The sequence below is a fragment of the Bartonella sp. AP36NXGY genome (assembly GCF_042195865.1).
Taxonomy (GTDB): domain Bacteria; phylum Pseudomonadota; class Alphaproteobacteria; order Rhizobiales; family Rhizobiaceae; genus Bartonella.
The window spans coordinates 1-25,177 of the sequence record NZ_JBHIPD010000005.1 but is presented as its reverse complement, the minus strand read 5'-3'; the positions used below and the strand labels follow the sequence as shown (position 1 = coordinate 25,177).

Here is a 25,177-nt window from a genome sequence, read left to right as displayed (position 1 = left end):
GTTTGAAAATTCTTTTTTGCATATTTAACGACTTTAGAGCATAATTCCAATACTTCCTCTTAAGCAGTTGTAAAATTTTAAACCCTCAACTGCATATATTTTTAGAAATGGAGAATAAAAAGTGATCGAATTTATTGCTCAATATCCGTGGTTAGAGGCTATTTCTTGGCTTGTTATTCTTACTATAGCTGCCCTTTTAGTGAACTTTCTAGGACGAAAATTACTTATTCACGGAGCAAAAAAACTCTCTTCTTTTCTCCCCAAAAATACAACGATCGATATTAATAATGCTATTCAATACATAGCGGATATCATTTCAGCTTTTATTCTTTCAATTGGTGTTAATTTTATCTCAACATTGCCCGATGCATTTAGCACTGTCATCAGTAATGTTGCCAACGCCTTCATTATCTTCTTTGTCGTCCTGACAATTTCTTCCTGTCTCAATGTCATTAACATCCTTTACGAACAACGACCAACAGCACGACTAAAACCAATAAAAGGTTATATTCAAATTGCTAAAATTGCACTTTTTGCTGTTGCAACAATTTTAATGGTCGCTACATTGATTGACCGTTCCCCTCTTATTCTCTTCTCCGGTCTTGGTGCAATGGCCGCGGTTCTCATGTTAATTTTTCAAGATACGCTTCTTTCTCTCGTTGCCGGTATTCAAATTTCATCCACTGATATGGTTCGTGTTGGGGATTGGATTGAAATCCCCAATCTCGGTGCCGATGGTGATGTTATTGAAATTGCCTTGCATACTGTTAAAGTTCAAAATTTCGACAACACCATCACCTCAGTTCCTATCCGTAAACTTGTGACCGACCCTTTTAAAAATTGGCGTGGAATGCAAGAATCGGGTGGCAGACGCATCAAACGCTCCCTTTTTATTGATCAATCAAGTATCCATTTTCTCACAAAAGAAGAACAAAAATATCTTTCCCGATTTAATTTATTAGAAAGTTATTTCACGCAAAAAGTAGAAGAAATCGAACAATGGAACGCTCAATTAGATAAAAATCATGATGTCTTAGCCAATACGCGCCGTTTAACCAACATTGGAACTTTTCGTGCTTATGTTTTTGCTTATCTACAACAGCATCTAAACATCAACCCTAATATGACCCTCATGGCACGGCAATTACCTCCTACAGAAAATGGTTTACCCTTAGAAATCTATTGCTTTACAAACACCACCGTTTGGATCGACTATGAACAAATTCAAGGCGATATCTTTGATCACCTTTATTCCATTCTGCCCTGTTTCGGTCTAAAGGTTTTTCAAAATCCAAGCGGTTATGATTTTAATCAAGTATTAAAAGCAAAAGTGAAATAAAAACAATAAACTTCAATTTATTAATTTGAGGCAACCACATTCACAACAACAAAGAAAGAATAAAGTATCATGAATGGTTCATTGGTACTCCTTCATCTTGCCGGCGCTATTTCTTTACTTCTCTGGGCCACACGCATGGTGCGCACAGGAGTTGAACGCGCCTATGGTGACAGACTTAAATATAAAATGTGCCACGTCGTTTCAAAACCATTGTTTGCCGTAAGTTTTGGGCTTTTTACAGCAATGATTTTACAAAGCTCTACAGCAATAACACTCCTCGTTGGCTCTTTCGTTGAATCTGGTTTTGTCTCTGGAGTAGCAGGACTTATGGCTGTACGTGGAGGAGAATTAGGATCAGCAATCGTTGTAAAAATTCTCACCTATGACCTCACTCTTGTTGTACCCTTGTGTCTTTTAATTGGCACTTGTATCTTCATGACAACAGAAAAACGTGAATGGCGTCAAATAGGACGTATTGTCATCGGTATTGGTCTTTTGATTTTATCTTTAGAGATGATAAGTACCGCGACAGAACCTTTACGTGAAAGCGAAATTTTGCCTAGCATCATTCGTTATCTTTCAACCGATCCTATTTCCACTTTTTTGTTGGCTGCTGGCTTAACCTACCTCTTACATTCATCCATTGCAGGAATCATTTTGCTGGTCAATTTTGCCAACTACGATCTTATCCATACGCAACTCTGTGTTGTCATGGTTCTTGGTGTCAACTTTGGCTCTTCTCTTATAGCACCACTTTTAACGCGCAACGCCTCTCCTAATACCCGCCTCGTTCCCTTAGGAAATTTACTCATGCGTGGGGCAGGGTCAATCCTTATACTTATCTTATTTCTCTCCTTTCACCCTCCCATCACATGGCTTGGCAATAACGCCCCTACTCAAGTAATCAACGCCCATATCATTTTTAATGTTTTCATTCTCCTTGCTGGAATACCGCTTTCAAAATGGGTTTTAAAATTAACCACTCAGATCGTGAATATAAGTGCAAAAAAAATGCAAGCCGACAAAACGCTCAATTTATCCGATCAAACAGCTCTTGATGACAGTGTTCTTGATCGCCCAACTCTCGCCCTCTCGAATGTCATGCGTGAAGTCATTCATATTTGTGATCTTGTAGACATCATGCTAGAAAAAATTATGGGACTTTATGAAAAGCCTGATCCCAATATTATTCGTGAACTCAACCAACTCAACACCATATTGGACAAAAAACATATCGCCATCAAACTTTATCTTGCACGATTAGCGGGACAAAAATTATCTGACGAAGAAGCTCTTCAAACGCAAGAACTTCTAGGTGCCTGTATAAAATTAGACCAAGCAGGCGATATCATTATTCATAATATGTTGATGCTGGTTAAAAAGAAACAACAAAAAGGTTTACAGTTCAGCAGCGAGGGCTGGAGTGACCTCCTTCGTTTCCACGCCATTGTACTAGCCAACGCGCATATAGCATTTAACGTTCTCGTCTCACGTGATACACACACTGCACACCTATTGGTACAAAAAAAAGATCAACTACGAAACTTAGAAAAAGAGATGAGTTTAAAACATTTTAAACGTCTGCGTGAAGGGGATCTCAAAAATGTAGAATCATCCAGTCTTCATCTCGACACTGTGCGCGACCTCAAACAAATCAACTCTCTTTTGACCTCAATGATCTACCCCATTTTAGAAGAACAGGGACTTCTTCAAAGTTCTCGTCTACGCAACCCTGCTGAAGAACAAACAGAAAAAACTTAAACCTTTCAAATAACTTGAATAAAACACACATCACATCGATTATTCAATTTTGAATATGGTCAAGATATTGATTTAATCAAAATATCTTATTATTCGACAATTTAAATGAGCTTTCTGCATCGTAAGTTTCTTTCATTTAAAATCTATACATGATGAATTGCTCAAAGTCATCTGCTTGCACATTACAAACAAAGCAGCATGTAGAATAGAACTCTTGAAGAAAGATGTAAAAATGCCTAACCATCTCAAAGCCAAGACTGTTAAACACATAAAGAGTAGGTCAAGAGTATGATAGTTCCAACCTAAACCCGCCTTGTAAAAAGGGAACCGCTTCACAGTAGCAGCGAAACAGAAATACTCTATAAGAAATACAAAACCCCACAAAAATGCAACATTTATATCAAGATTGGTAGAGGTTCAACCTATACAGCCATGCTATAACGTATCAACGAAACAGTTTTCATTTCAAACATCATTGATATCAATTGGCAAGCTCCAAACTTTTAAATATCCATTTTACTTATTGCTTTAATCACAATTGTTTTTTTAATTTAAGAGAGAGATTTAAAAAGCTTATAAATACACTTTATGAGTTCTTAGAACATTTCTACTAATATTTTCTTCTTTTATTCATATTTATCAATTAATTAATTTATTTATAAATTAAAATATGTTGTATATTTATACTTATTAAGTATTATTATGATATAAATGTGAATGTTATTTTTATATAAAGGAAAGTAATAAGTAAAATATCTAAAAGAAATATCCTTTCCACTGGTTAAAAAAGGAATAAACCTTGATTTTTACAAAGTTTACTCTAGTTACAATTTAAATTCAGGCAAAGGAGGGTATCATGGAAAATGCAAACATCGGTTGGATTGCTGCTATTATTATCGGCGGGATTGCAGGTTGGGCAGCACAGTATATTATGAAAAGCCAAACAGGAATATTGTTAAATATTATCTTAGGGATTATTGGCGCTGCGCTAGCAAGCTTTCTTTTTAGTCTTTTAGGTGTAAGTTTTGCTGGTTGGCTTGGCTATCTTATTTCAGGTTTTATAGGAGCCTGTATTCTTATATGGATAGGACAAAAAATTCGATCATAGAGTATTTATTTTTTACACCTTTTGGGATTCAATACAAAACTAGGAAACAACGAGCAGAGTTTAAAATATTCCCCTGTAACTTGTTGTTACCAATTTTGATATGATGGTGAGATGCTTAAGCTGTGATTTTAGGCATACACCATCACCATATTATAAAACCAAATGCAGTAAAGAACTTTATAACGCACCATTTCATACCTATATAAACTTACGCATATCAGAGGAGAGATATGTTGCGTTATTTTAACAAAATACGAACTGATTTTTGTACCACGTGCGCAAATCCAGCATATCTCACTGTAATAACAATTCATAAGGTTACAAAAATCACTAACGATGATTAAAAATTCTACCGTATAATGCTTAACACCTATACACTCTATCAACAATACCCTTTTTACCGAAAAACTCGAAGCGCTTTTTTACATTCTTAAGAAATAAAGAGAGACGGCAAGAATAAAATGATAAATATTTTTTCTAATCTATGAAATAAAATAGTATCTAAAATAAATATGAAAATTAAATTATAATGTGTTTTTTTAAATTTATTTTTAATAATAAAAATATATAAGTAAAAATTAATAATATTAATGCAAATTTATTATAAAATTAATACACATTATGTGATGTAATATTTCAAAATTTTAATAATATAATATATTTTGCAAAAATATATGCATTACTATAAACTTCTTGATTATAAAGAATACGATCTCCTTTACATCTCAATTCAAAAGATTTGAATATCTCTTCTCTTTCTAAAGTATAAAATAAAGTTTTGTTCCTCTTAAAATTTCCTCTTTATATCATCTTGCATAGATGAATTTTTAGCTCTTCTTTATATGCGTTACAAACGAATTTTAAAGCACGAAACATTTTTCCCATTGCTCTCATGCGATAAAGAAATTTCCGTAATGCATTGTGAAAGCGCCTTGAACAAAACATAATACTTTATTTTGCTTTTTTAAATGAAAATAATCCTATAATATATACTTCCTGCATATCTTCTTTTAAAGACCTTTGCTTTCGATTTTCCCTTTGATATCTTCCTGTTAAAATCTTGCTGCTTTTATACTCCTTGTATTACAATAGAGCTATCTATTTAACCCAACATAACATATGGAATAAGACTTTAGCTGTGGAGTAAAACGATGTCTGATCTTGAAGATTCCATCTTACCACCTCTAAAGTGGTTCTCTGATCAAAATCCTCCAATACCAGAAAATGTTCGCGATTGGCTCATGGAATCGGGCTCAATGACGCTTCGATTAAAGAAATATTGTACCTGCCTCCAAGTTCAACCACAACGCGAATGTTTTATTACGCGAGATAAATTAACAGAAGAAGCAGAGCATCTCCCCGAAAATGCGCGTTATTGGCTACGCGAAGTCATATTAATGGGAGATAATAAACCTTGGCTCCTTGGACGCACTGTAATTCCACAAGAAACCCTCCTACACAATCAAGCCTTGATGCATTTGGGAACTGTACCTCTAGGACATTATTTATTTAACAATGACAAATTAACCCGCGATTACATTCATATTGGTCAACAAGGTGCGCTATGGGCACGCCGTTCCCGTTTGCGGTTAACGGGTAAGCCATTGTTGCTAACTGAACTATTTTTAACAGATTCACCACTGTATCCCCACAAATAGAGGTTACTCATTTTATTCTGCATAACTTATAGATTTCATATAGCTTATAAGGGATTTAATCAGAGAAAAGAATTTCAAAATTATCTCAAGAACACATTAAAAACAAAGATTTCTTTTCAAAATATCCTTTTATTTCATCAACTCAGCTTAAAAAATCTCTTCCCTAGAAAAAACGTTCTAAAATTCTGATTTTCTTATCATTAAAACCAGCACTTGAATTAAAAAGATACACACCATATTGATAAAACCATCTATATTTAAATTTCTTGCTGAATAATCACTACTCTAAAATACGGTAACTCTTTATCAAACAAATGCTTTGAAACAGCAAAAAAGACAATAATACACTCCCCAAAATTGGAAATCTGTATCAATTAGCTTAATCATTCTGTTTTAAAATTTTTAACAGTGCTGACAATAGATCTTTTTAAAAAAGTAAAAACTCTATAATCTTTTTGTTTTTTAATGGTCTAACAGCTTTGAAGAACAGAAAAATATAATACTTAAAAGAATGTTTATTGCTCTATAAGAGCCAAAAAAATTTCGTTGATATCAAAAAAATATTTTTTTGATAATAGTATGTATATAAAAAATAAATGATATTTATCAACATCCTACTGACTTACAAAGGCGACGCACAATAAAAAATATTTTCCAATCCCCTTGAATTAACAAGATCTATTGCAATTTTTGACGAAGACTATTGCACACTTTAGAAAAATTCATTTGCCCCGCATACCGTTCCTTAAGCCATGCCATCACCTTACCGATATCGCGTAATTTTTCTGCCTTTGTTTGTGCCAAAGCTTCACAAAGAACCTGTTCTACTTCCATCTCCTTAAGTTGATAGGGAAGAAATTCACGAATAACTTCTATTTCTGCTTGTCCTCTCTCTGCCAATTCCAAGCAACCAGACTCTTTATAGGCTCGCATCAATTCTTCACGCTGTTGAAGCATTTTAGTGAAAACAGACTGTATCTGCTGATCATCCACTTCTAGCTTCCCTTCATCATAATAAAGAATATCACGATCCCTAACTGCAGCATTCATTAAACGAAGTGTAGCAAGACGCGCACTATCTTGCGCTTTCAAAGCAGCCCTAAGAGCCCCATCAATCTGGTTACGCAACATAAATTTATCCAATTTTTGTTCAAGAAGAAGATGCCTTTTAACCAATCTTTATCCATCTTGCAATGGAGAATAAAAAAATAATTAAGGACTCGATCTTCGAAAAGCTAAAACAAGACTTTACCTCTTCATGGAATGTACTTATACTGCCTATTTCAAGCGAAACGTTACCAGAATAATATACACAGCATCTGCTAAAGGTATGATTTTTGTGTAAAGTTGATCATTATACCTTTCAGAGAATAAGCCATCATACCTTTAGAATAAATTGTGGATACATACTATGATACAAGCGACTTCACCCAGCCACCCTTGGAGTATCAAAAAACCGACAGCCCTCTTAGTCTTAGCAGATGGAACCGTTATTGAAGGCAAAGGAGCAGGTGCTACAGGTATAGCTGAAGCTGAAGTGTGTTTTAACACCGCCATCACAGGCTATGAAGAAATCCTCACAGACCCGTCATACACACAACAAATCGTTAATTTTACTTTTCCTCATATAGGAAATGTAGGGGCAAATAGCGAAGATATTGAAGATCTCTCTCCTCTCAATTGTCATGGTGCTGTTGGCGCTATTTTCAAAGCAGACATTACACATCCCTCAAATTATCGATCCAATGAAAATCTTCATCAATGGCTTAAAACGCGTAAAATTATTGCACTTTGTGGTATTGATACACGTGCACTCACAATTCTTATTCGTGAAAAAGGTGCACAAAATGCTGTCATTGCACACGATGCTAATGGAAACTTTGATATTCCTTCTTTAAAGAAACGTGCGCAAAAATGGCAAGGTCTCGTCAATCTTGACCTTACGAAAGACGTGACATCTCAATCATCAATGCAATGGAATGAAAAACCATGGAGTTGGAATAAAGGATACGGTACAAACAATGTGCACAATCTTCATATCATTGCAATTGACTACGGTATTAAACGTAATATTCTTCGCCTTATGGCAACACAAAAAGCACGCATTACTGTTGTGCCTGCCCACACAACTGCAAAAGAAATTCTGGCAATGAACCCTGATGGCGTTTTTCTTTCTAATGGACCAGGAGACCCCGCAGCTACGGCTCAATATGCCATTCCAACAATCAAAACATTAATTGATCATAATTTACCAATTTTTGGAATATGTCTTGGTCATCAACTTCTCGCTCTTACGGTTGGTGCAAAGACCATGAAAATGCACCAAGGACATCATGGTGCCAACCACCCAGTTAAAGACCTTAACACTGGAAAAGTTGAGATTGTATCGATGAATCACGGTTTTGCCGTAGATTCTTCCTCTTTACCACAACATGTTCAAGAAACACATATTTCTCTCTTTGATGGTTCAAACTGTGGTATTCGAATCATTGGAAAACCTGTTTTTTCTGTTCAATATCACCCCGAAGCTTCTCCTGGACCACAAGATAGCCACTACCTCTTTCAGCATTTTAGTGATCTCATTATGAATTATAAAAAAATATCTTAAAATAAAAAGCCTCACCTTTTAACTTCTCTCCTTTAAATTATATCATCTTCCTACGCACAATTATATTATTTTTATACCTACAACTTATTGAATAAATATTCTTATTGATCATTCTAAAACTAAAAAGAGCGCACTGAATAACTTAAATTTTTCTCCCTCCTCTTCTCTTAAGGTCGTATCCATCAAAATCATTGGCTTCTCCCCCCAAGCAAGGTAAGTGTATCGATAAAAACTATTTTTAAAAAGAGTAAAGTGTCTAAACTTCAAATAAGCATTTGATTCACAATACAATTTTAAGCATTCTATTGTGCATGAGAAGCATAACTCCTCCTAAAGAATAAAAAAAAAATTAAAGTGTGAGACAATGCAACAAATCTCTACTTTTTAAAAGATATTGCCGTAGATGGTTTTGAAAACTGTAAAGCCGAATAAAAAAGTAATAGCAAAACAGAAAACATCTTTTCAATTTTACAACTTTATATTCTTCCAAAATGAGGTTTTCTTTCGATTCCAGAAGTGATGCCAACAAATATAAGCAATATTTTACTTCCAATTTGCCATATAAAATTTGGAATTGTTCATACAATACTGATACATCTAACTCAGATACGTTTTAATCTTTGTTTTCAATATGCTGCTGCATTAGCACTGGATATTAATTTGCAAGCAATAGAAAAAATACGGACTCCCCCTCTACAAACAATATCACAAAATAAAAAAATTATTTTTACTAAATGAGAAGGATATATCGATATTTTATACAACACTTTGTGAAACAAATATCACAAAAACTTTCTGCCTATAAAATGATACATTTTGTTTATCTTGTGCATTCTTTAGCAAAATAGTACGTACCAGCCCCTCTCAACAAATTAACGTACCCGCAAGACAAAAATAACTGTCGCAACAACAAGAAGAAAAAAGCCTCCAACAAAAGGAGCACCAGAAAAATAAAACAGTGCATTTTTATCTGTAAAACATTCAAAAAGAAACACATAAAAAACAGAACCAAATGTTAAACTCAACGAAATAACAGATGTCATCGCTCCTTGCAGTTCTCCTTGTACATTTGTCGGTACCTGCGCTGAAGCAATAGCACGTATAGGTGCATGAACAAGATACTCGAGCATAGTACACACACAAACCATATAAACCATCCACCCCTGCGTCGCAAATGTATAACCCAGCATAGCAACAGAGGCAAACAAAAGCCCTACTATAACAATATGCCAATCACTCCATCGTTTAGAAAAATAAGGCAAAATGAGAGCGACTACAATAAATTGGCCTATCCCAAAAACACTATAGGAGAGTCCAATAGAAAAAGAACTCCAATCATAGCGTTCTTTTGCAATGAAAGCCCAAATGCTTAACCATACAGATTCCGCAAACCAATAAAGAAAAAAGACCAATAACACCCAAAGAACCATCGGGTATTGTTTCAGATGCCAAAAAGCACCTAAGGGATTTGCCCGCTTAATATCAAAAAAGCGCCTATTCCATAAAGAAAGGGTTTCTGGAAGCATAACCCAAGAAAAAATAAAATTAATGAGTGAAAAACCAACAGCAAAATAAAACGGAATACGCGGACCAAACTGACCTAAAAAACCACCAATAAACGATCCTAAAATAAACCCCAATGCGGATGCAATGCCTAACAGACCAAAATTGCGTGTACGGGTTTTATCATCAGATATATCCGCAAGATAAGCTGTACAAGTTGCAAAACTAGCGCCACTTATCCCTGACAAAAGACGCCCGATAAATAACATAGAATAGCTCCATGCTATAGCACATATGAGATTATCAAGAGCAAAGCAAATAATAGAGAGAAGCAAAATAGGACGACGACCATAACGATCAGAGAGATTGCCAATAACAGGAGCAAACAAAAACTGCATCACTGAATAAGCTGCAAGTAATTTTCCTCTTTCTACAAAAGATGTACTGACCTCTTTTCCAGTTAATTGAGAAAAATATTCAGGCAAAACAGGACAAATGATCGCAATACAAAGAATATCTAACAATAAAGTGATGAACACTAAAATGAGCCCACGCTGAACAAATTTCGGATTGAGCATTTGGTCTGGCATAACATACACACTATTTTACGCATACAATGACTCCCCCGCTCTCTTTTAACTCCCGTTTCCTTTTAAAAGTATTCTATACCGTATACTTTTCACATACAAAATAATAACAAAGTAAAAATTTAAGTAAGAGTCAAGATAAAACTATAAAATTACGTTTTAATTGGTATATATTTAATTGCTATCTCATTGTCAAAGAATAAAAATTTTTTTGCATTATACGAACAAAATATTTGTGCGACAAACTCATGAACAAAATTTCATGAAACACAAAGTATTTCCAATAGTTTTAGAGACATTATGATGAATTTTATCAGACATCGTTTCCCCCTCTCATCCCACCGTTTTCAGGAATCTCAATTCCATCAGATACGTTAGATATACTATAGTAATTGAAACCTTTTAAAAGATAAGCTCTTAAAAAATTTTCTTACCCTCAGAATATGCTATAAGGTTAAAGCAGCATCACCAGAATAGCTTAACAACGTAAAAAGCTCATCATATTTTTAAAAGTATTTATTTGACAATAATTTTGATTAAAAAATAAGTATATTATAGAGAAAGTTCTTTAATTCTATAATCTTAGAAAATATTCATATCGCTTGCAATTTGTGGAACCTTATTTTATCTTTATATTCATTGATACTCTTAATGATTGTATGCTACCATTAAATCTAACGATGATCATGATAAGCATTTAAAAAATAGCACTTTTAGAAATAGTTCGTCATGAATTTTTAATTCAAAAATGGTGTATAAAATGCGAAAAATATCCCTATTAATTCTCATATTAATGTTGGTAACAGGATGTGATGTTCAGGATTCTGATTCACAAGAGAGTATTTTAGAAAATAAAATAAAAACACAACAAACAACCAACGTAAACCTAGATCCCTATACTCTAAATAAATTAAATACTCTTCTCAAAAAACGTTCAGAAACAAATTATCAGGAAAAAGGGGCACTAATTGACTTTCTTTCTGAAGCTTTTTTAGGGACACCTTACCAAGCAAATATGTTACATGGCTCAGAAAATACACCAGAAAAACTGATTATTGACTTTAGAGGCTTAGATTGCTTCACTTATCTGGATTATGTTGAAGCATTGCGCAAATCAACATCCCAAACAGAATTCATAAATAACGTCATAAAAACGCGTTATATTAACGGTAATGTTGATTTTTTAAATCGGAAACATTTTTTTACGGATTGGGCTTATAGAGAATATAAACTCGCCACTGATATTACCGCTGAAATAAGTCCCCATGCGGTAAAAATAGAAAAATATCTCAACAAAAAAGCTGATGGTGAAAGCTATCTACCTGGGTTGCCAGTTGTGAAACGCACGATAACGTATATTCCAAGTAACTTTATTAATGAGGAGGTTATAGGTCGTTTACAGTCTGGTGATTTCATTGGTATTTATACGAAACTTGCTGGATTGGATGTAACACATGTGGGCTTCTTTATCATGACAGATAAAGGGCCAATGTTAAGAAATGCTTCTTCACGAAAAGAAAACGAAAAAGTCGTTGATTCTCCTTTTATGAGTTATGTTGAAAAAACACCAGGAATCATTGTTTTAAGAGCTCTTGAATAACATCATAGCGATATGAAATATCTTCTCTATTCTTAAAATATATACTGTCGTTATTCAGGTAAACATCTAACTTCGTTCAAGCTATACGGATATAATATATTTGTTTACAGTTTTAAGAGAAAAAAGTCGTTTTGATCTAACTTTGTTTATAGGTATGACAAAATCATTTTTGGAGAAATCACGGATTTGTAATCACTTTTACTGGTTGAAAGATTAAAGACAGAAAAGACTCTATTATAGTATCACGCTTTCCTTTCATATTCTCAACCAAGAGTTATCTTTAGATTACCGCTAATCTGATCTTTACGAATATAACGCAAAAAACACAAACGAACGTTTGTAAAAATAAGTAAAAGTAAAGCCAGATATGTTTGGTGTTGTTTCATAAAGTATTTTATAAAAATTCAATCTACCTCTCTAATTTATTGCATATAAATTTTTGACTTTATAGCATTGTTTTCCTTATAAAGTCTTTGCTTTTTGTTATTGTCTATCAATTAAAATAGCCCTGATATAGCAGCATATTATGATTAGGATGCACCAGTAACTGTACGAGTCCTTGTAAAATTTTGATGCCAGATTGGAATGAAAATATGAAGGCATCAATTAAAAACCAGTTTCTATCTTTAGCATCATTCTTTAGTTCAGCTTTACAATTTTCTACAGTAACGACAATAATATCCTTCAAAGAGTAGAGACATGAGCATTATTTTTTTTCATCTTTTAATGAGTCCCCCATCCTTCATGCAATAAAGAACACTCTAAACAGAACACATTGTATCGATAAAACAACACATTTATTAGCAACAATAATGATGATTAATCTATGATCACAAACTTTAAAACCCTATTCATAACTTTTATATAAAATTTATAATTAAATCTCATTAAAACTTATTACGAAGGCTTCACTCCTCTTCGCCCTAAGAAACGAAACATCTACTCCCGACAGTCTGTAAACGATCCGTTTTCTTAAATGGATTTAAGCTGCTAACCATTTCATGAGATTCACTTACAAAAGAATACACCGGCAAGTCCTATTTTGAATATTTACTCCATACTCTAAAAACACTTAATAGATCAAATTTTATATGCCTTATCTCACCACACCTTAAATGACAGTGTTTTAACGAAATAGAATAAATCTTGCCTTAAATACTCTGTTTAACCTTGTATACTTGATTGATGCAAAAATTAAATCAACAAAAGAGCATCATTGTATTTTCGAGAGGTATGAATCACCCCATCATAAAAAAACAGCCCTTATAACATAACAGACAATTTGAAAAAATCTTTTTATATAAAAGGGATCACCGTTGTACCGGGAGGCAATTTTGCCTCATCTTCAGGCTCGACATGAATAGAAATACGCACATTATCAAATTCTTTTTGAAGAACAGCTTCGATTTTATCACAAATTTTATGTGCTTCTCCTACCTGCATTACAGCAGGCACAACCAAATGAAACTCTATAAAAGTAACCCTCCCAGCAACACGCGTCCGTAAATCATGGACCTCAAGCGCACCCGATGCATTTGCAGAAATCAGCTCCCGAATCCGCATGCTTTCATTCAATTCAACGCCAACATCCATTAATCCCTGAACAGCACTTCTAATCACCTTCCAGCCCTGTAAGAGAATATTAACGGCAACGATTATCGCTAAAATTGGATCTAAAGCTCCCCATCCTCCGACAAAACCAGCAATCAAACCAATTAAAATTGCAAGCGACGTAAAAACATCAGTTATAAAATGTACTCCATCAGCTTTAAGAGCCGGTGAGCGATGGAGTTTTCCCTGTCCAATAAGAACCATTCCCCACATACAGTTTATGACAGTTGCAATAAGATGAATAGCAAGCCATATTCCAGGCTTCTGCAACAATTTAACGGTAGAAAGAGCTATCCATGCTTCTCTTAAAATAACAATTGCCGCAATAATAATGAGTACCCCTTCAAGAATTGCGGAAAAATATTCCGCTTTATGATGCCCAAAGGGATGATCATGATCTGCTGGCTTCATACTCACTTTAACAGCCCACCATGCTGCTAATGACGCAAGAATATTAACGATTGATTCCAATGCATCAGAATAAAGTGCAACCGAACCTGTGATGTGATATGCCCAATATTTCAAAGCAAAAACAATACACGCAATAAAAATAGAGTATAAAGTTAAGCTTTGTATATTGATTTTTACATCCATGAACCTCATCCTTTTCTTCACGAAATAGGGAATTAATATTTTCAACCATATCATTATACTTTTGGCATAACGACGATCTTTCCTCAATATTACAGAAGCTTCATCATACAATAAACGCCTCAGCTCACCATTATTATCGTAAAAACTGCTCAGTTACACGAACAGCACCAATAAATAAAGAAGAGAGAAAATAATAGAAAGAAGAGTTTTCCCAAGAGCAATCAAACACATAACCTTCATTATTAATCGTTTTCTGAATAACTTAAAGCCATCTCACTTCTCATAAACGAAAAACTTGTTTTTGCTCAAATCTATCATGATCATGCATTATTTTTCAGTCTTATGATGTGCATTATAACCCATCTATAAGCCATCTTTGCACCTTAGAAAAAATATCTTAGCACTCTACGGTAATTTTACAGGTCAACTGGATTTTAAAATATGATTTACTAAAAAATTTAGATATAAAAAGAATAACAATGATTACCCTCAAAAAAAAGAATCTGGGCATTGGGGACCCAGATTCTTTTCCCTTAGAAATTAAGGGCATACAGAACTTGGGAAATAGCGGGGACCCAAGATACTGCACCCGATACAAGAAAAATATATGATTCCGTATCAGTATTTTTACATTATACCTATGGTTGTATATTGTCAACATAAATTCTACCATAAGTTTTAAAAAATATTTTTTTATCTCTTCTTTTTAAATAAAACAAATTCTAACATCTGGAAATCATAAGAAAAAAGCACTAAAAATCTCGCATGCATTTGAATATCATAACAATCAATGAAACAGATGATCCACGCCTAAAAGCCTATCATAATATCCGTGAAAAAGATCTTGTTGGACGGCAACATCAATTTATTGCTGAAGGCAAAGTAACATTGTCCGCATTACTACATTCGAAAGAGTTTTCTGCCATCTCACTGCTCATCGTAGCAAACCGTCTCTCTGGACTTCTACCGCTTTTAGAAAAAACACAGCCTCTATGTCCCATTTATTGCGTTCCACAAAAAGTTATGGATAATATCACCGGCTTCCATGTTCATCGTGGTGTTCTGGGTATTGGTAAACGCAAAATACTGCCACCCTTACAAAGTTTTTTACAACATCTTCCAGAAAAAGCTTTGATTCTTGTTTTATGTGGTATCTCGAATCACGATAATATGGGATCAATTTTTCGTAATGCAGCAGCCTTTGCCAGTAATGGCATTATTGTCGACAAAACCTCATGCGATCCACTTTATCGCAAATCAATAAGAGTGTCTGCCGGCGCTGCTTTAAAAGTACCCTATACGCAAAACGCTGATATAGATGACATTATAGCTGCTCTAAACGATGAAAACTTTCATCTTTATGCACTCTCCCCTTCTGCCTCACACACTCTCAAGCAAGCCAACAAAACCAAAAGAATGGCACTTATTTTTGGAACAGAAGGCGATGGCTTACCACCCCATATACTACAACAATCAAACACCTTACGTATTCCCATGACTGACGGTTTTGACAGCCTTAATGTTGCCACAGCCTCAGGTATTGCACTTGCTCATTTTACCAACTTTGACCACTAAAGATGATAACACTTCAAGTTATAAAACATACCCAATGTTGTATGTTATCTATCAGTCTCCAATAATATTGCCGTTCCCTAGCCTTTGAAAGCATTGATAAAAAACATTTTTACATTTTCTTTATCATCACTTTCCACACCCTAACCCCGCTTATGACGTGTAAAAGATATAATTTTGATGGATTCAATCATAAAACAAACTTTCAATGAGAAAATCTTCCGGAAGTCTCTCATTCAAGTTTAAGATTAAAAAATATCATTATAAATCAATTTACTATGCTTTATAAAGCTGTTGTTTTTAGTTCTGAGGAAACAGAATCTTTTGTTTCGAGATTACATAAAACGCGCTTCAACATCATTTCAGTATCGGCTGCACGTTCTGAATGTGTTACAAATCCTCCCCCAAGAATACGCGCCTCATGACCATTTCCATCATAAAGAACGCAAGCTTGCCCTGGTGCCACACCATTTTCACATTCCAATAAATCAACGGAAAAAATACCTTCTTTATAATGTAAGCGCGCAAGGTGAGGAGGACGCGTTGAACGCACCTTTACAGCCACCTCAATACCTTGAGAAGGGAAATTATCTAACGACTCATCACCAAGCCAATTCACATCACGTAAAAAAAGCTTATGCGTTTCTAACATTTCACGCGGTCCAACAATAACACGTGCATTTTCCACATCGAGATAAACCACATAAAGCGCTTCACCCGTTGATACCCCAATACCACGACGTTGACCAACCGTATAATTAACAATTCCCGAATGTTTACCTAAAATCTTTCCATCAATATGGACAATAACGCCAGGATTAGCTGCTTCTGGACGCAGTTTTGCGATAACATCTGAATATTTTCCTTGTGGAACAAAACAAATATCCTGACTATCATGCTTATTGGCAACCACAAAGCCCATTTCTGCTGCCATTTCACGAACGCGGGCTTTTGGAAGGTCACCAAGTGGAAAACGCAAATAATCAATCTGTTCTTGTGTCGTTGCAAAGAGAAAATAACTCTGATCACGATCATTATCGAGAGGACGAAAGAGTGCTCGATGCGCTCCGTGGGAACGCGAACGAATATAATGTCCCGTAGCCAAAGCATCTGCTCCCAATTCGCGTGCCGTTGTTAATAAATCAGCAAACTTAACCGTTTGATTACATGCAATACATGGTACTGGGGTCTCTCCATGAGCATAACTTTCTGCAAAAGGATCAATAACAGCTTCGCGAAAGCGCTTTTCATAATCAAGAACATAATGCGGTATTCCTAGTGTTTCTGCAACGCGGCGTGCATCCTCAATATCTTGTCCTGCGCAACACGCCCCCACCCGATGCGTTGCTTCCCCATGATCATAAAGCTGCAACGTAATGCCAATAACATTATACCCTTCCTTTTTCAAAAGACCTGCAACAACCGATGAATCAACCCCCCCCGACATTGCAACAACAATGCGAGAATCCTCAGGTTGTCCTGGTAAATCAAGACTGTTTAAAAACATGTATTCGTTCTCTATTTAATGCTCTGTTTAATGGCTAGCCATATGTTGACATTCTGATGCACGCTCTTTAGCACTTTTACGCGATTGATTGTCTTTATATTATTTTTTTATCCTTTCCACAACCATAGGCATTACTTTCTTAAAAGCTGCTGCAAACAAAAAAAGAATGATGGAAATAAGGCATAATGGTAATCGTTTAGGAGAAAACCTTTTTTCTCTTTTGAAAAATCCGGTAAAATATTGCAAGAATCTCTTCTACACACTTCAACTTGAGCTTCTTTTTACATACCCAATCACTTTATTAATTTTTTCTTTCAGCGCTTTTAGCTCTTTTTTAAATTTCATGCTCTATAAACGAATCAAGTCCTTGACTAAAGGTAGAGGATACGAATGAGCAACTTGATAAAAACACAAATGAAATATGTTATTGGGCCAGATGGAAGTCCGCTTACAATTGCCGACCTACCGCCGCAAACAACACGGCGCTGGGTGATTCGTCGCAAAGCTGAAGTTGTTGCGGCTGTCAGAGGTGGATTGTTAAGTCTTGACGAAGCGTGCCACCGTTATACTTTGACTGTAGAAGAATTTCTTTCATGGCAAAGTTTAATCGATGAACACGGTTTAGCGGGATTACGAACGACCAAGATTCAACACTACAGGCATTAAGTTGCCATTGATTAATAACATAAAGCAATCTATAAAACAGCCAAACTTGATAAAAGTTTGGCTGTTTTATACTATATCCAAAAGATAAACCTGAAAGAATGGATTTTTCAATAATTGCTTTTATCATCCAGCCATTAAATTAGCCAACCATTGAATTAGATTGAATCAAAATATCCTTATCATCCGCAGCAATCTTCTTTTCTCGTGCTTCCAAAAGCTGTGCACGTTGCAGCTCTGTATTAGCTTCATGGAGAGCAATTTCAGCATTTGTTTTTTGAAGTTCTAAATCACGAATTGAATTGATCAGATTATCACGTCTTTGCCGCGCTGCACGCGCAAAAGCAGAATAAGCAAAATGGTGAACATCATTGTTTCCAGATTTACGTTCTTCATGAGTAATCTGTGCTTCCAACTCTAACACCATTCGTTCAAATTCTGCGATCATCATCTCAAGCTGTGCAATTTCACGGCGCTTTCCACGCACTTGAAACATCCTCAATCGCACCATATTTTCTCGTGGCTTCATACTCACTACTCCTTGATTGCGCCAACTCAAAACTCGCATTCACACCCAATAAATATCTCTTAGTTATATATCTATCCGACAAAAACAGTCTATTAACTTGAAATTATAATAATTTTTGCCTTGCATTAAAGCATCTGAAAATACAATCTGCTTTAAAGAGCAATAACTATTTCTTTAACTTTTCCCCCATTATAAACTGAAGAGGTTTAAAGCTCAGTAAATAAACACTGAAATTGTAAAAAAGTAATTTATAAAGCTCTTTTACAAATTTTTTTAAGTTAAAGTTTATAGAAAAAGCCCTCCTTTTTTATTATGTTAAAAAATATAGGATTTTTCTAAAATAATTTTGTAGCCTCTTTCAAAAATAAAAATATTTTGTTAACCACTATCATGGATAGTGGGGAATTTAGTAGTGATTGTTACGCGTACTACTGAAATGTTCATAAACGCTTTGTTATAAGTGTTTGATTTAATGAATTGTTTTTATAACAGTGGTTTTGCTAACTGATATAAAATAGAAATGCTCCTTATGATTCGTGAAGGAGCAAAGTGAGGGATCTAAAATGCGCGTATTATTAATTGAAGATGATAGAGCAGTTACTCAAAGCATTGAGTTGATGTTAAAGTCGGCTAACTTTAATGTTTATATCACTGATCTGGGTGAAGAAGGTATCGATTTAGGAAAACTCTATGATTATGATATCATTTTGCTTGATCTGAATTTGCCTGACATGTCAGGGTATGATGTCTTGCGGACTCTAAGGTTGGCAAAAATAAAAACTCCTGTCCTAATCCTTTCTGGTATGAATGCCATTGAAGACAAGGTTCGTGGTTTTGGCTTTGGAGCAGACGACTATATGACGAAGCCTTTTCATAAGGATGAGCTCATTGCACGTATCCATGCAGTTGTTCGTCGTTCAAAAGGACATGCACAATCGGTTATTGTTACCGGAGATCTCACCGTTAACCTTGACACAAAAACTGTCGAAGTTGCAGGGCGCCCTGTTCACTTAACCGGTAAAGAATACCAAATGTTAGAGCTTCTCTCTTTACGCAAAGGTACCACCCTTACCAAGGAAATGTTTCTCAATCATCTCTATGGTGGAATGGATGAACCAGAACTAAAGATTATCGATGTTTTTATTTGTAAATTGCGGAAAAAATTGGAAGCAGTCTCTTCCAGTGTAAATTACATTGATACAGTTTGGGGACGTGGTTATGTATTACGTGATCCAGTTGAAGAGAACGTACGAAAAACCGCTTAAGCAGTGAACATGCACATTGTAAAATCTCGGAGTGTAGCGGGCCGAGATTTTTTCCGAGATCTTTTCTCTGTTAAAAGTAGAGAACTCGCACACTAAAAATCTCATATAGAAAGCGCTTAAAGCTTAAGAAGTAACCACACCCAATTTACACATATAACCTTATCGCTCATAAGTTCAATCGAAGCCACTTTTCCCAACACAGCTTAAGCGCTTCTCTCTTATTCAAAGCTTTTTTACACTTTCTAAAACAATACAACCATCACTTTCATCAATATTTATTTTCATCTTTGTCATCTGAGCAAGTAACATTGTGTAATAAAATTGGATGACATGTGCATCAATAAGCTCTTCTTGAACTTCTCCACGAAATAACGCAAGAAAATGAGGGGGTATACGGAGAGTTCTACCGAAAACCTCAAATCGAAAAGAACGTTTATTTTCTTCTTGCAAAATCATAACAACAATTTCACCACCACGAGAAACTGTTGCGTTTGCAATCAATAATAAATTAAGCAAAAGTTTAACTTCATCTTTTTCTAACAATAAAGAAGAAGCTTGCCATTTTAAAGTTGCTTTTTCTTCTTTCATATATTGTTGAGCAACCTGCTCTGCAGTCCGTGTATCTATTTGTCCTCCACTTGCACCAGCAAAACCAAAAGCCAATCGCGCAAATTGTAGACGTGCAGCAGCACTCGCAACGGATAAACGCACCAATTGTAAAGCATCTTCTTCAGCTCCTCCTTCATCATAAAGCTCCATTGCATTTTGAATAGCCCCCACAGGTGAAATCAAATCATGGCAAATACGACTACAAAGCAAAGCAGCAAGATCCATAGGCTTCAAAGAAATATCTAACGTCATAATGATTGAAAACTCCTAGATTCAAAAAAACAAACTTTATTTTAAAGAAAAACTCTTAACATCTGATGCATAATAGGAAACATTAACAATCATGCTAAAAAATTCAGAAATAAATTCAAGAATTTAAATAACCTTATATCTTATTTTTTATTTGAATAGAATGAAAATTCTAATATTATCTTTTTGTTTATCACTAATAAAAGGAGAAAACTCCATGGCTCTCTCTCTGCTCAAATACTGGTACAAAAATATTATATCTTTAATCTTCCTTTTATTCATCACCATAAACACTACACAAGCTCGACTAAAACCAATAGAGCAAAACGAACCTCATTATTCACTCCAAGAAATTATTGATTCTGGTCATATTTTTTTTGGAAAAACAGCCAGTGGTCTGGCTGTTGCAATTCAAAATATTTTTTCAAAATACGGTTATCCCAATGCCTATATTTTAGGAGAAGAAGCTTCTGGTGCCTTTTTTGCTGGATTAACCTATGGCGAAGGAATGGTTTTTACCAAAAGCTATGGTCAACATAAAGTTTTTTGGCAAGGTCCCTCAGTAGGATGGGATTTTGGCGGCCAAGGCTCCCGTTTAATGATCTTAGTTTACAATCTTAATGGCATAAATAATTTATGGAGACGCTATGGTGGTATTTCAGGTTCGGCCTATTTAATTGCAGGTGTTGGTTTTCATGTCCTAAAATACCACAATACCTTGTTAATCCCAATACGTACAGGAGTCGGCGCACGCCTTGGTATCAATATAGGATATTTAAAATTAACACATAGACCGACATGGAATCCGTTTTAAACGGTTTCTTATTTGAAAAGGGGTATTATGCTTATTCAATCATTTCTTTTTTTTATACTTGGAGTTGCTTTCACTTCCTGGTTACTGGTGCTTTTATCTCCTTTTATTTGGCGTAAAGCCGTTCATTTTGCGTATAAAGATGTTTGTGCGAAAATGCCATTATCACTCGCGGAAATAGAAGCAAATCACGATTTTCTTCGTGCACAACATGCTGTAGAATTAGCAAACAACCAACAAAAGTACGAATTTTTGCAAAAAAAATATGTCCAACAAAAAATACAACTGAGCCAAGTAACAGAACAATTTTATCGGCTATGCCTCCCCACAAAAGATACTCTCACCAAAGAAGCGATAGCAATCAAACAAAATATCGCCACACTATACACTTCCAAAGGAAAGACAAATGATGCGTGAAAAAGTCGCACACTATCAGCAACGCTTACAAAAAATCCAAACTCATGAGCTGGACACGACCGCCAACCACCAATTGCTAGAAGAACTCCGAGAAGAAACAAAAGAACTTGCAGCAACATTGGCAGCTCAAATAGCGCTACAAGAGGGGAATACATCACCCATCAACACATTGATTCAAAAATCCAAAAGCAAAAATGACCTAGCATCACGTATTCGCCAAAAAATAACTTTTCTCTCCAAAAGCCCTGTTAAATAAGTTATCTTTTAAAACACCTTAAATGAAGAGTAAAATCAACAAAGGTTCATTGTAACTTTCATAACCCAAATCCTTTTTACTAAACGTGACTTTTTTGCTAAGCTAAAGGACAAAGTTTCTTAGCCCATACCGTTCTGTTAAAAAATATCTTCTTGTCTAGAAGCTTCACTTTCTAATCATATCACCGCTCTAAAGGACAACATTTCATAGGTCCTAGAAAGGAAATAATACCAAAACATTGGCCACACACTCTAACAAAAAATACCTTCTAAGATGGATCACCAATAAAGCTTTGACCATAATTTTAAGGATAAAAACACGCTCTCAAGAGTGATAAAAATCTCTTATTTTTTTGATAATCATATCCTGATCCGTTTGTGTCAAGTAAGGATGCATTGGTAAACTTAAAACACACTCTCCTAAAGACTCTGAAACAGAAAGGGAATCTTTTACATAAGGGAAGTGTTTATAAGCTGGCTGTTGATGTAAAGGAGTTTTATAATAAATCATTGTAGGGATAGAATTTTTTTGTAAAAAATCTTTTAATTTATCCCGTTCTTTTACCTTAATCGTATATTGTGCATAAGCAGAACGAATATTTTCTCCTATTTCTGGAACTGTAACAATATCTCTTAAGCCATTGGAATAGCGTTGAGCAATTTCTACACGCTTTTCCATTTCATCTTCAAAAATCGCAAACTTTTCTAGTAAAATTGCAGCCTGAATGCTATCTAGGCGCGAATTCATACCAATACGTACATTGTCATATTGCGTTTCACCTTTACCATGAAACAAAATAGAGCGTAAAAGTTCTGCAAAATGATCATCATTGGTCATCATAGCGCCTCCATCACCATAACATCCTAATGGTTTTGCAGGATAAAAACTTGTAGCAGCCACATCACCAAAAGCACCACACATAGTATTATCGCTTCTCCCCCCCATAGATTGAGCAGCATCTTCAATTACAAAAAGATTTTCCTTTGCAGCCACTTGAGCAATTTGCACATAGTCAGCAGAAAGCCCAAATAAATCAACGGCAATAATAGCCTTTGGCTTTAGACGTCCCTCTTTTTTTACCATTTCGATAGCGTGAGAAAGTTTTTCAACATCAATATTGAATGTATCAGGTAAAACATCGACAAAAACAGGTTCAGCCCCCACCAAAGCAACCACTTCAGCCGTTGCTGAAAATGTAAAACTAGGACAAAAAACAGCATCCCCTAGACCAATATTTTTAGCCATAAGAGGCATCTTCAAAGCATCTGTTCCATTAGCACATGCAATCACATGTTTAACGCCAAGATATTCTGCCAATTTCTCTTCAAATTCTGTTACTTTTGGCCCCAAAATATACTTACCACTAGCGACTACATGCGCAATTGCAGAATTAATTTTATCTTCAATACGCGCACGCTGCGCCCCAAGGTCGATGAATTGCATATTAACTCCATTGATCATCACAAGAATGCAAAAGCGCTACCTATCTCTTTTATCTATCATAATTGACATCAGCAGCTGTTAAAATCCGTAAAACAGCAACAGCATCATCACCATTTGTACGAGGTGATTGACGCGTTTCAATACAATGAAGGAAATGCCGTAATTCGCAAGTAAGCGGCAAATCTTCACAAACATCAATGTAATTCAGCTCATCCATGCTAAAAGCCCACTCTTGATTTTCTTTCCAAACGGCAAAATGGTGCATTGCCAATTTACGACTCCACGGTTCCATATCATCAAAAACGAGTATAGCCTTTGTTCCAACAACAGTTAAACGCCTCTCACGATAAGAACTCAAGCGTGAAGTAAAAAGATGACTACGCACACCATTTGGAAAAATCATATGAATATGAGAAAAATCAGAAATCTGATCAACGACAGCAGCCCCCTCACCGCGAATTTCGGAAGGTTCACATCCTGTCAACGCCAAAATCATTGAAAGATCATGAGGGGCAAGATCCCATAAAGCATCACTGTGTGTGTGAAATTTTCCAAAGCCTAATCTATGAGAATAAATATATCGCACATCTCCCACATCTCCGTTTTTCACCAATTCACACATTTTTTCAAAAGCTGGATGAAAACGCAAAATATGGCCCACCATAAAAACTCGCTCATAGGCCTCAGCCTCCTGAACTTGGCGTTTAGCATCAGAAACATTCAAGGCTATTGGTTTTTCCACCAAAACATCTTTACCATTTTTAACAGCACGGAGCACATTTTGCGTATGCAATTGTGGCGGCAACGCTAATACCAGCGCATCAATATCTCGATGAGTAAAAAGATCATCTGGTGTAACAACCTCTACACCATACAGTGTTGCAAAACTAGCAGCACGATCATTATCAATATCAGAAACTGCTGCTAAAGCCCCGAGAGAGTGGAGTGTCCGTATATGATTTTCACCCCAATGACCGCATCCTAAAACCGCTACACGTGGCACCATTTTCATGCCTTACCTTACTTTATCATATGAAAATTACACTTTTACATATCGAGGATAAAATAGAATGACAAGAGAAAAGCTTAAAAACGATGCTTGACATCTTACTATTCTACCCCTTATATCCGCAAAAGATGTAATTATTGACAATTATGATTGCTTATTTTGGCGGAGTAGCTCAGTAGGTTAGAGCAGAGGAATCATAATCCTTGTGTCGGGGGTTCAAATCCCTCCTCCGCTACCATTACTTTTTTATTGTGTGTGTAGTTTGCCAGCAGTGTAGCTGTAGCTTGCCAGCAGGTTTTGTGTAGCTTGCCAGCAGGTTTTGTATAATTTGCCACTAGGTTTTGTACCAATTTATTTTTTTTCAAAGAGTTTTTAAGGTGTTCTCAAAGGGTCTTCAAAGACCTTTCAAAGATCATTTAAAGCCTCTTTTTCTTTTCTGCTCAAAATCGCAATTTGAGATGATCAATCATTGAGTTGG

The 25,177-nt window shown here is 35.4% G+C and carries 20 protein-coding genes and 1 tRNA gene; 13 read left to right on the top strand and 8 right to left on the bottom strand.

What is annotated here, in order from left to right; translation table 11 throughout:
- Window positions 1-121: 121 nt before the first annotated feature.
- The 4 genes from ACFINX_RS03350 to ubiC all read left to right on the top strand — a co-directional run bounded on the left by ACFINX_RS03350 (window position 122) and on the right by ubiC (window position 5,866).
- Window positions 122-1,339 carry a mechanosensitive ion channel family protein gene (locus tag ACFINX_RS03350; protein ID WP_375638344.1) on the top strand — a complete coding sequence of 406 codons (1,218 nt, stop codon included), beginning with the start codon at window positions 122-124 and terminating at the stop codon, window positions 1,337-1,339.
- Window positions 1,340-1,408: 69 nt separating this feature from the next.
- Entirely contained in the window at window positions 1,409-3,100 is a 1,692-nt protein-coding gene (locus ACFINX_RS03345; RefSeq protein ID WP_375613347.1) for a Na/Pi cotransporter family protein, read from the top strand.
- Between the two features lie 856 nt (window positions 3,101-3,956).
- Complete coding sequence (locus ACFINX_RS03340; RefSeq protein WP_375611967.1) at window positions 3,957-4,208, top strand: GlsB/YeaQ/YmgE family stress response membrane protein; 252 nt, start codon at window positions 3,957-3,959, stop codon at window positions 4,206-4,208.
- Between the two features lie 1,151 nt (window positions 4,209-5,359).
- The gene (gene ubiC, locus ACFINX_RS03335; protein ID WP_375611966.1) at window positions 5,360-5,866 is read left to right on the top strand and encodes a chorismate lyase; all 507 of its coding nucleotides are present in this window, start codon (window positions 5,360-5,362) and stop codon (window positions 5,864-5,866) included.
- A gap of 678 nt (window positions 5,867-6,544) precedes the next feature.
- Here the strand turns inward: ubiC and ACFINX_RS03330 are convergent.
- Window positions 6,545-7,042, bottom strand: a complete 498-nt coding sequence (locus ACFINX_RS03330; RefSeq protein ID WP_375611965.1) for a GatB/YqeY domain-containing protein — start codon at window positions 7,040-7,042, stop codon at window positions 6,545-6,547.
- A 235-nt stretch (window positions 7,043-7,277) separates the two neighbouring features.
- Between ACFINX_RS03330 and carA the strand changes: the two genes are divergently transcribed.
- Complete coding sequence (gene carA, locus ACFINX_RS03325) at window positions 7,278-8,474, top strand: glutamine-hydrolyzing carbamoyl-phosphate synthase small subunit (RefSeq protein WP_375636814.1); 1,197 nt, start codon at window positions 7,278-7,280, stop codon at window positions 8,472-8,474.
- Between the two features lie 872 nt (window positions 8,475-9,346).
- On the opposite strand, the gene ACFINX_RS03320 is transcribed toward carA, so the two are convergent.
- Entirely contained in the window at window positions 9,347-10,567 is a 1,221-nt protein-coding gene (locus tag ACFINX_RS03320) for an MFS transporter (RefSeq protein WP_375668354.1), read from the bottom strand.
- 757 nt (window positions 10,568-11,324) lie between these two features.
- Here ACFINX_RS03320 and ACFINX_RS03315 point away from each other — a divergent pair.
- Window positions 11,325-12,164 (top strand): DUF1460 domain-containing protein, encoded by an 840-nt coding sequence (locus ACFINX_RS03315; protein ID WP_375668333.1) that lies wholly within the window; start codon window positions 11,325-11,327, stop codon window positions 12,162-12,164.
- A 1,296-nt stretch (window positions 12,165-13,460) separates the two neighbouring features.
- Here ACFINX_RS03315 and ACFINX_RS03310 read toward each other — a convergent pair.
- Entirely contained in the window at window positions 13,461-14,369 is a 909-nt protein-coding gene (locus ACFINX_RS03310; RefSeq protein ID WP_375668332.1) for a cation diffusion facilitator family transporter, read from the bottom strand.
- A 765-nt stretch (window positions 14,370-15,134) separates the two neighbouring features.
- On the opposite strand from ACFINX_RS03310, the gene ACFINX_RS03305 reads away from it, so the two are divergent.
- Window positions 15,135-15,944 (top strand): TrmH family RNA methyltransferase, encoded by an 810-nt coding sequence (locus tag ACFINX_RS03305; protein ID WP_375628781.1) that lies wholly within the window; start codon window positions 15,135-15,137, stop codon window positions 15,942-15,944.
- Between the two features lie 280 nt (window positions 15,945-16,224).
- On the opposite strand, the gene mnmA is transcribed toward ACFINX_RS03305, so the two are convergent.
- Window positions 16,225-17,448 carry a tRNA 2-thiouridine(34) synthase MnmA gene (mnmA, locus tag ACFINX_RS03300; protein WP_375628779.1) on the bottom strand — a complete coding sequence of 408 codons (1,224 nt, stop codon included), beginning with the start codon at window positions 17,446-17,448 and terminating at the stop codon, window positions 16,225-16,227.
- Window positions 17,449-17,838: 390 nt separating this feature from the next.
- On the opposite strand from mnmA, the gene ACFINX_RS03295 reads away from it, so the two are divergent.
- Complete coding sequence (locus ACFINX_RS03295; protein WP_273790817.1) at window positions 17,839-18,114, top strand: DUF1153 domain-containing protein; 276 nt, start codon at window positions 17,839-17,841, stop codon at window positions 18,112-18,114.
- Between the two features lie 139 nt (window positions 18,115-18,253).
- On the opposite strand, the gene ACFINX_RS03290 is transcribed toward ACFINX_RS03295, so the two are convergent.
- A complete protein-coding gene (locus ACFINX_RS03290; RefSeq protein ID WP_375606932.1) occupies window positions 18,254-18,640 on the bottom strand; it encodes a flagellar export protein FliJ in 387 nt (128 codons plus the stop codon).
- A gap of 563 nt (window positions 18,641-19,203) precedes the next feature.
- On the opposite strand from ACFINX_RS03290, the gene ctrA reads away from it, so the two are divergent.
- Window positions 19,204-19,905, top strand: a complete 702-nt coding sequence (gene ctrA, locus ACFINX_RS03285) for a response regulator transcription factor CtrA (RefSeq protein WP_273790819.1) — start codon at window positions 19,204-19,206, stop codon at window positions 19,903-19,905.
- A 222-nt stretch (window positions 19,906-20,127) separates the two neighbouring features.
- Here ctrA and chpT read toward each other — a convergent pair whose 3' ends face one another.
- On the bottom strand, window positions 20,128-20,766 hold the full coding sequence (chpT, locus tag ACFINX_RS03280) for a histidine phosphotransferase ChpT (protein ID WP_375668331.1): 639 nt from the start codon (window positions 20,764-20,766) through the stop codon (window positions 20,128-20,130).
- A gap of 214 nt (window positions 20,767-20,980) precedes the next feature.
- On the opposite strand from chpT, the gene ACFINX_RS03275 reads away from it, so the two are divergent.
- From ACFINX_RS03275 to ACFINX_RS03265, 3 genes are read left to right on the top strand one after another with little or no spacing between them, the layout of a single operon-like run.
- Window positions 20,981-21,577 carry a DUF1134 domain-containing protein gene (locus tag ACFINX_RS03275; RefSeq protein WP_375613340.1) on the top strand — a complete coding sequence of 199 codons (597 nt, stop codon included), beginning with the start codon at window positions 20,981-20,983 and terminating at the stop codon, window positions 21,575-21,577.
- A 27-nt stretch (window positions 21,578-21,604) separates the two neighbouring features.
- The gene (locus ACFINX_RS03270) at window positions 21,605-21,991 is read left to right on the top strand and encodes a hypothetical protein (protein WP_375628774.1); all 387 of its coding nucleotides are present in this window, start codon (window positions 21,605-21,607) and stop codon (window positions 21,989-21,991) included.
- Complete coding sequence (locus ACFINX_RS03265; RefSeq protein ID WP_375611955.1) at window positions 21,981-22,247, top strand: hypothetical protein; 267 nt, start codon at window positions 21,981-21,983, stop codon at window positions 22,245-22,247. Before ACFINX_RS03270 ends, ACFINX_RS03265 begins: the two co-directional genes overlap by 11 nt.
- A 324-nt stretch (window positions 22,248-22,571) precedes the next feature.
- On the opposite strand, the gene ACFINX_RS03260 is transcribed toward ACFINX_RS03265, so the two are convergent.
- Window positions 22,572-23,690 (bottom strand): DegT/DnrJ/EryC1/StrS family aminotransferase, encoded by a 1,119-nt coding sequence (locus ACFINX_RS03260; RefSeq protein ID WP_375628772.1) that lies wholly within the window; start codon window positions 23,688-23,690, stop codon window positions 22,572-22,574.
- A 49-nt stretch (window positions 23,691-23,739) separates the two neighbouring features.
- Window positions 23,740-24,696 carry a Gfo/Idh/MocA family protein gene (locus ACFINX_RS03255; protein WP_375612035.1) on the bottom strand — a complete coding sequence of 319 codons (957 nt, stop codon included), beginning with the start codon at window positions 24,694-24,696 and terminating at the stop codon, window positions 23,740-23,742.
- A 164-nt stretch (window positions 24,697-24,860) separates the two neighbouring features.
- On the opposite strand from ACFINX_RS03255, the gene ACFINX_RS03250 reads away from it, so the two are divergent.
- A tRNA-Met gene (locus ACFINX_RS03250) sits at window positions 24,861-24,937 on the top strand.
- The last annotated feature ends 240 nt before the right edge of the window (window positions 24,938-25,177 follow it).

Bases quoted from the DNA above. Each gene is read 5' to 3' on its own strand.
- ACFINX_RS03345 (WP_375613347.1), top strand. From the start codon at position 1,409: ATGAATGGTTCATTGGTACTCCTTCATCTTGCCGGCGCTATTTCTTTA.
- ACFINX_RS03340 (WP_375611967.1), top strand. From the start codon at position 3,957: ATGGAAAATGCAAACATCGGTTGGATTGCTGCTATTATTATCGGCGGG.
- ubiC (WP_375611966.1), top strand. From the start codon at position 5,360: ATGTCTGATCTTGAAGATTCCATCTTACCACCTCTAAAGTGGTTCTCT.
- carA (WP_375636814.1), top strand. From the start codon at position 7,278: ATGATACAAGCGACTTCACCCAGCCACCCTTGGAGTATCAAAAAACCG.
- ACFINX_RS03320 (WP_375668354.1), bottom strand. From the start codon at position 10,567: ATGCCAGACCAAATGCTCAATCCGAAATTTGTTCAGCGTGGGCTCATT.
- ACFINX_RS03315 (WP_375668333.1), top strand. From the start codon at position 11,325: ATGCGAAAAATATCCCTATTAATTCTCATATTAATGTTGGTAACAGGA.
- ACFINX_RS03310 (WP_375668332.1), bottom strand. From the start codon at position 14,369: ATGGATGTAAAAATCAATATACAAAGCTTAACTTTATACTCTATTTTT.
- ACFINX_RS03305 (WP_375628781.1), top strand. From the start codon at position 15,135: ATGCATTTGAATATCATAACAATCAATGAAACAGATGATCCACGCCTA.
- mnmA (WP_375628779.1), bottom strand. From the start codon at position 17,448: ATGTTTTTAAACAGTCTTGATTTACCAGGACAACCTGAGGATTCTCGC.
- ACFINX_RS03295 (WP_273790817.1), top strand. From the start codon at position 17,839: ATGAGCAACTTGATAAAAACACAAATGAAATATGTTATTGGGCCAGAT.
- ACFINX_RS03290 (WP_375606932.1), bottom strand. From the start codon at position 18,640: ATGAAGCCACGAGAAAATATGGTGCGATTGAGGATGTTTCAAGTGCGT.
- ctrA (WP_273790819.1), top strand. From the start codon at position 19,204: ATGCGCGTATTATTAATTGAAGATGATAGAGCAGTTACTCAAAGCATT.
- chpT (WP_375668331.1), bottom strand. From the start codon at position 20,766: ATGACGTTAGATATTTCTTTGAAGCCTATGGATCTTGCTGCTTTGCTT.
- ACFINX_RS03275 (WP_375613340.1), top strand. From the start codon at position 20,981: ATGGCTCTCTCTCTGCTCAAATACTGGTACAAAAATATTATATCTTTA.
- ACFINX_RS03270 (WP_375628774.1), top strand. From the start codon at position 21,605: ATGCTTATTCAATCATTTCTTTTTTTTATACTTGGAGTTGCTTTCACT.
- ACFINX_RS03265 (WP_375611955.1), top strand. From the start codon at position 21,981: ATGATGCGTGAAAAAGTCGCACACTATCAGCAACGCTTACAAAAAATC.
- ACFINX_RS03260 (WP_375628772.1), bottom strand. From the start codon at position 23,690: ATGCAATTCATCGACCTTGGGGCGCAGCGTGCGCGTATTGAAGATAAA.
- ACFINX_RS03255 (WP_375612035.1), bottom strand. From the start codon at position 24,696: ATGGTGCCACGTGTAGCGGTTTTAGGATGCGGTCATTGGGGTGAAAAT.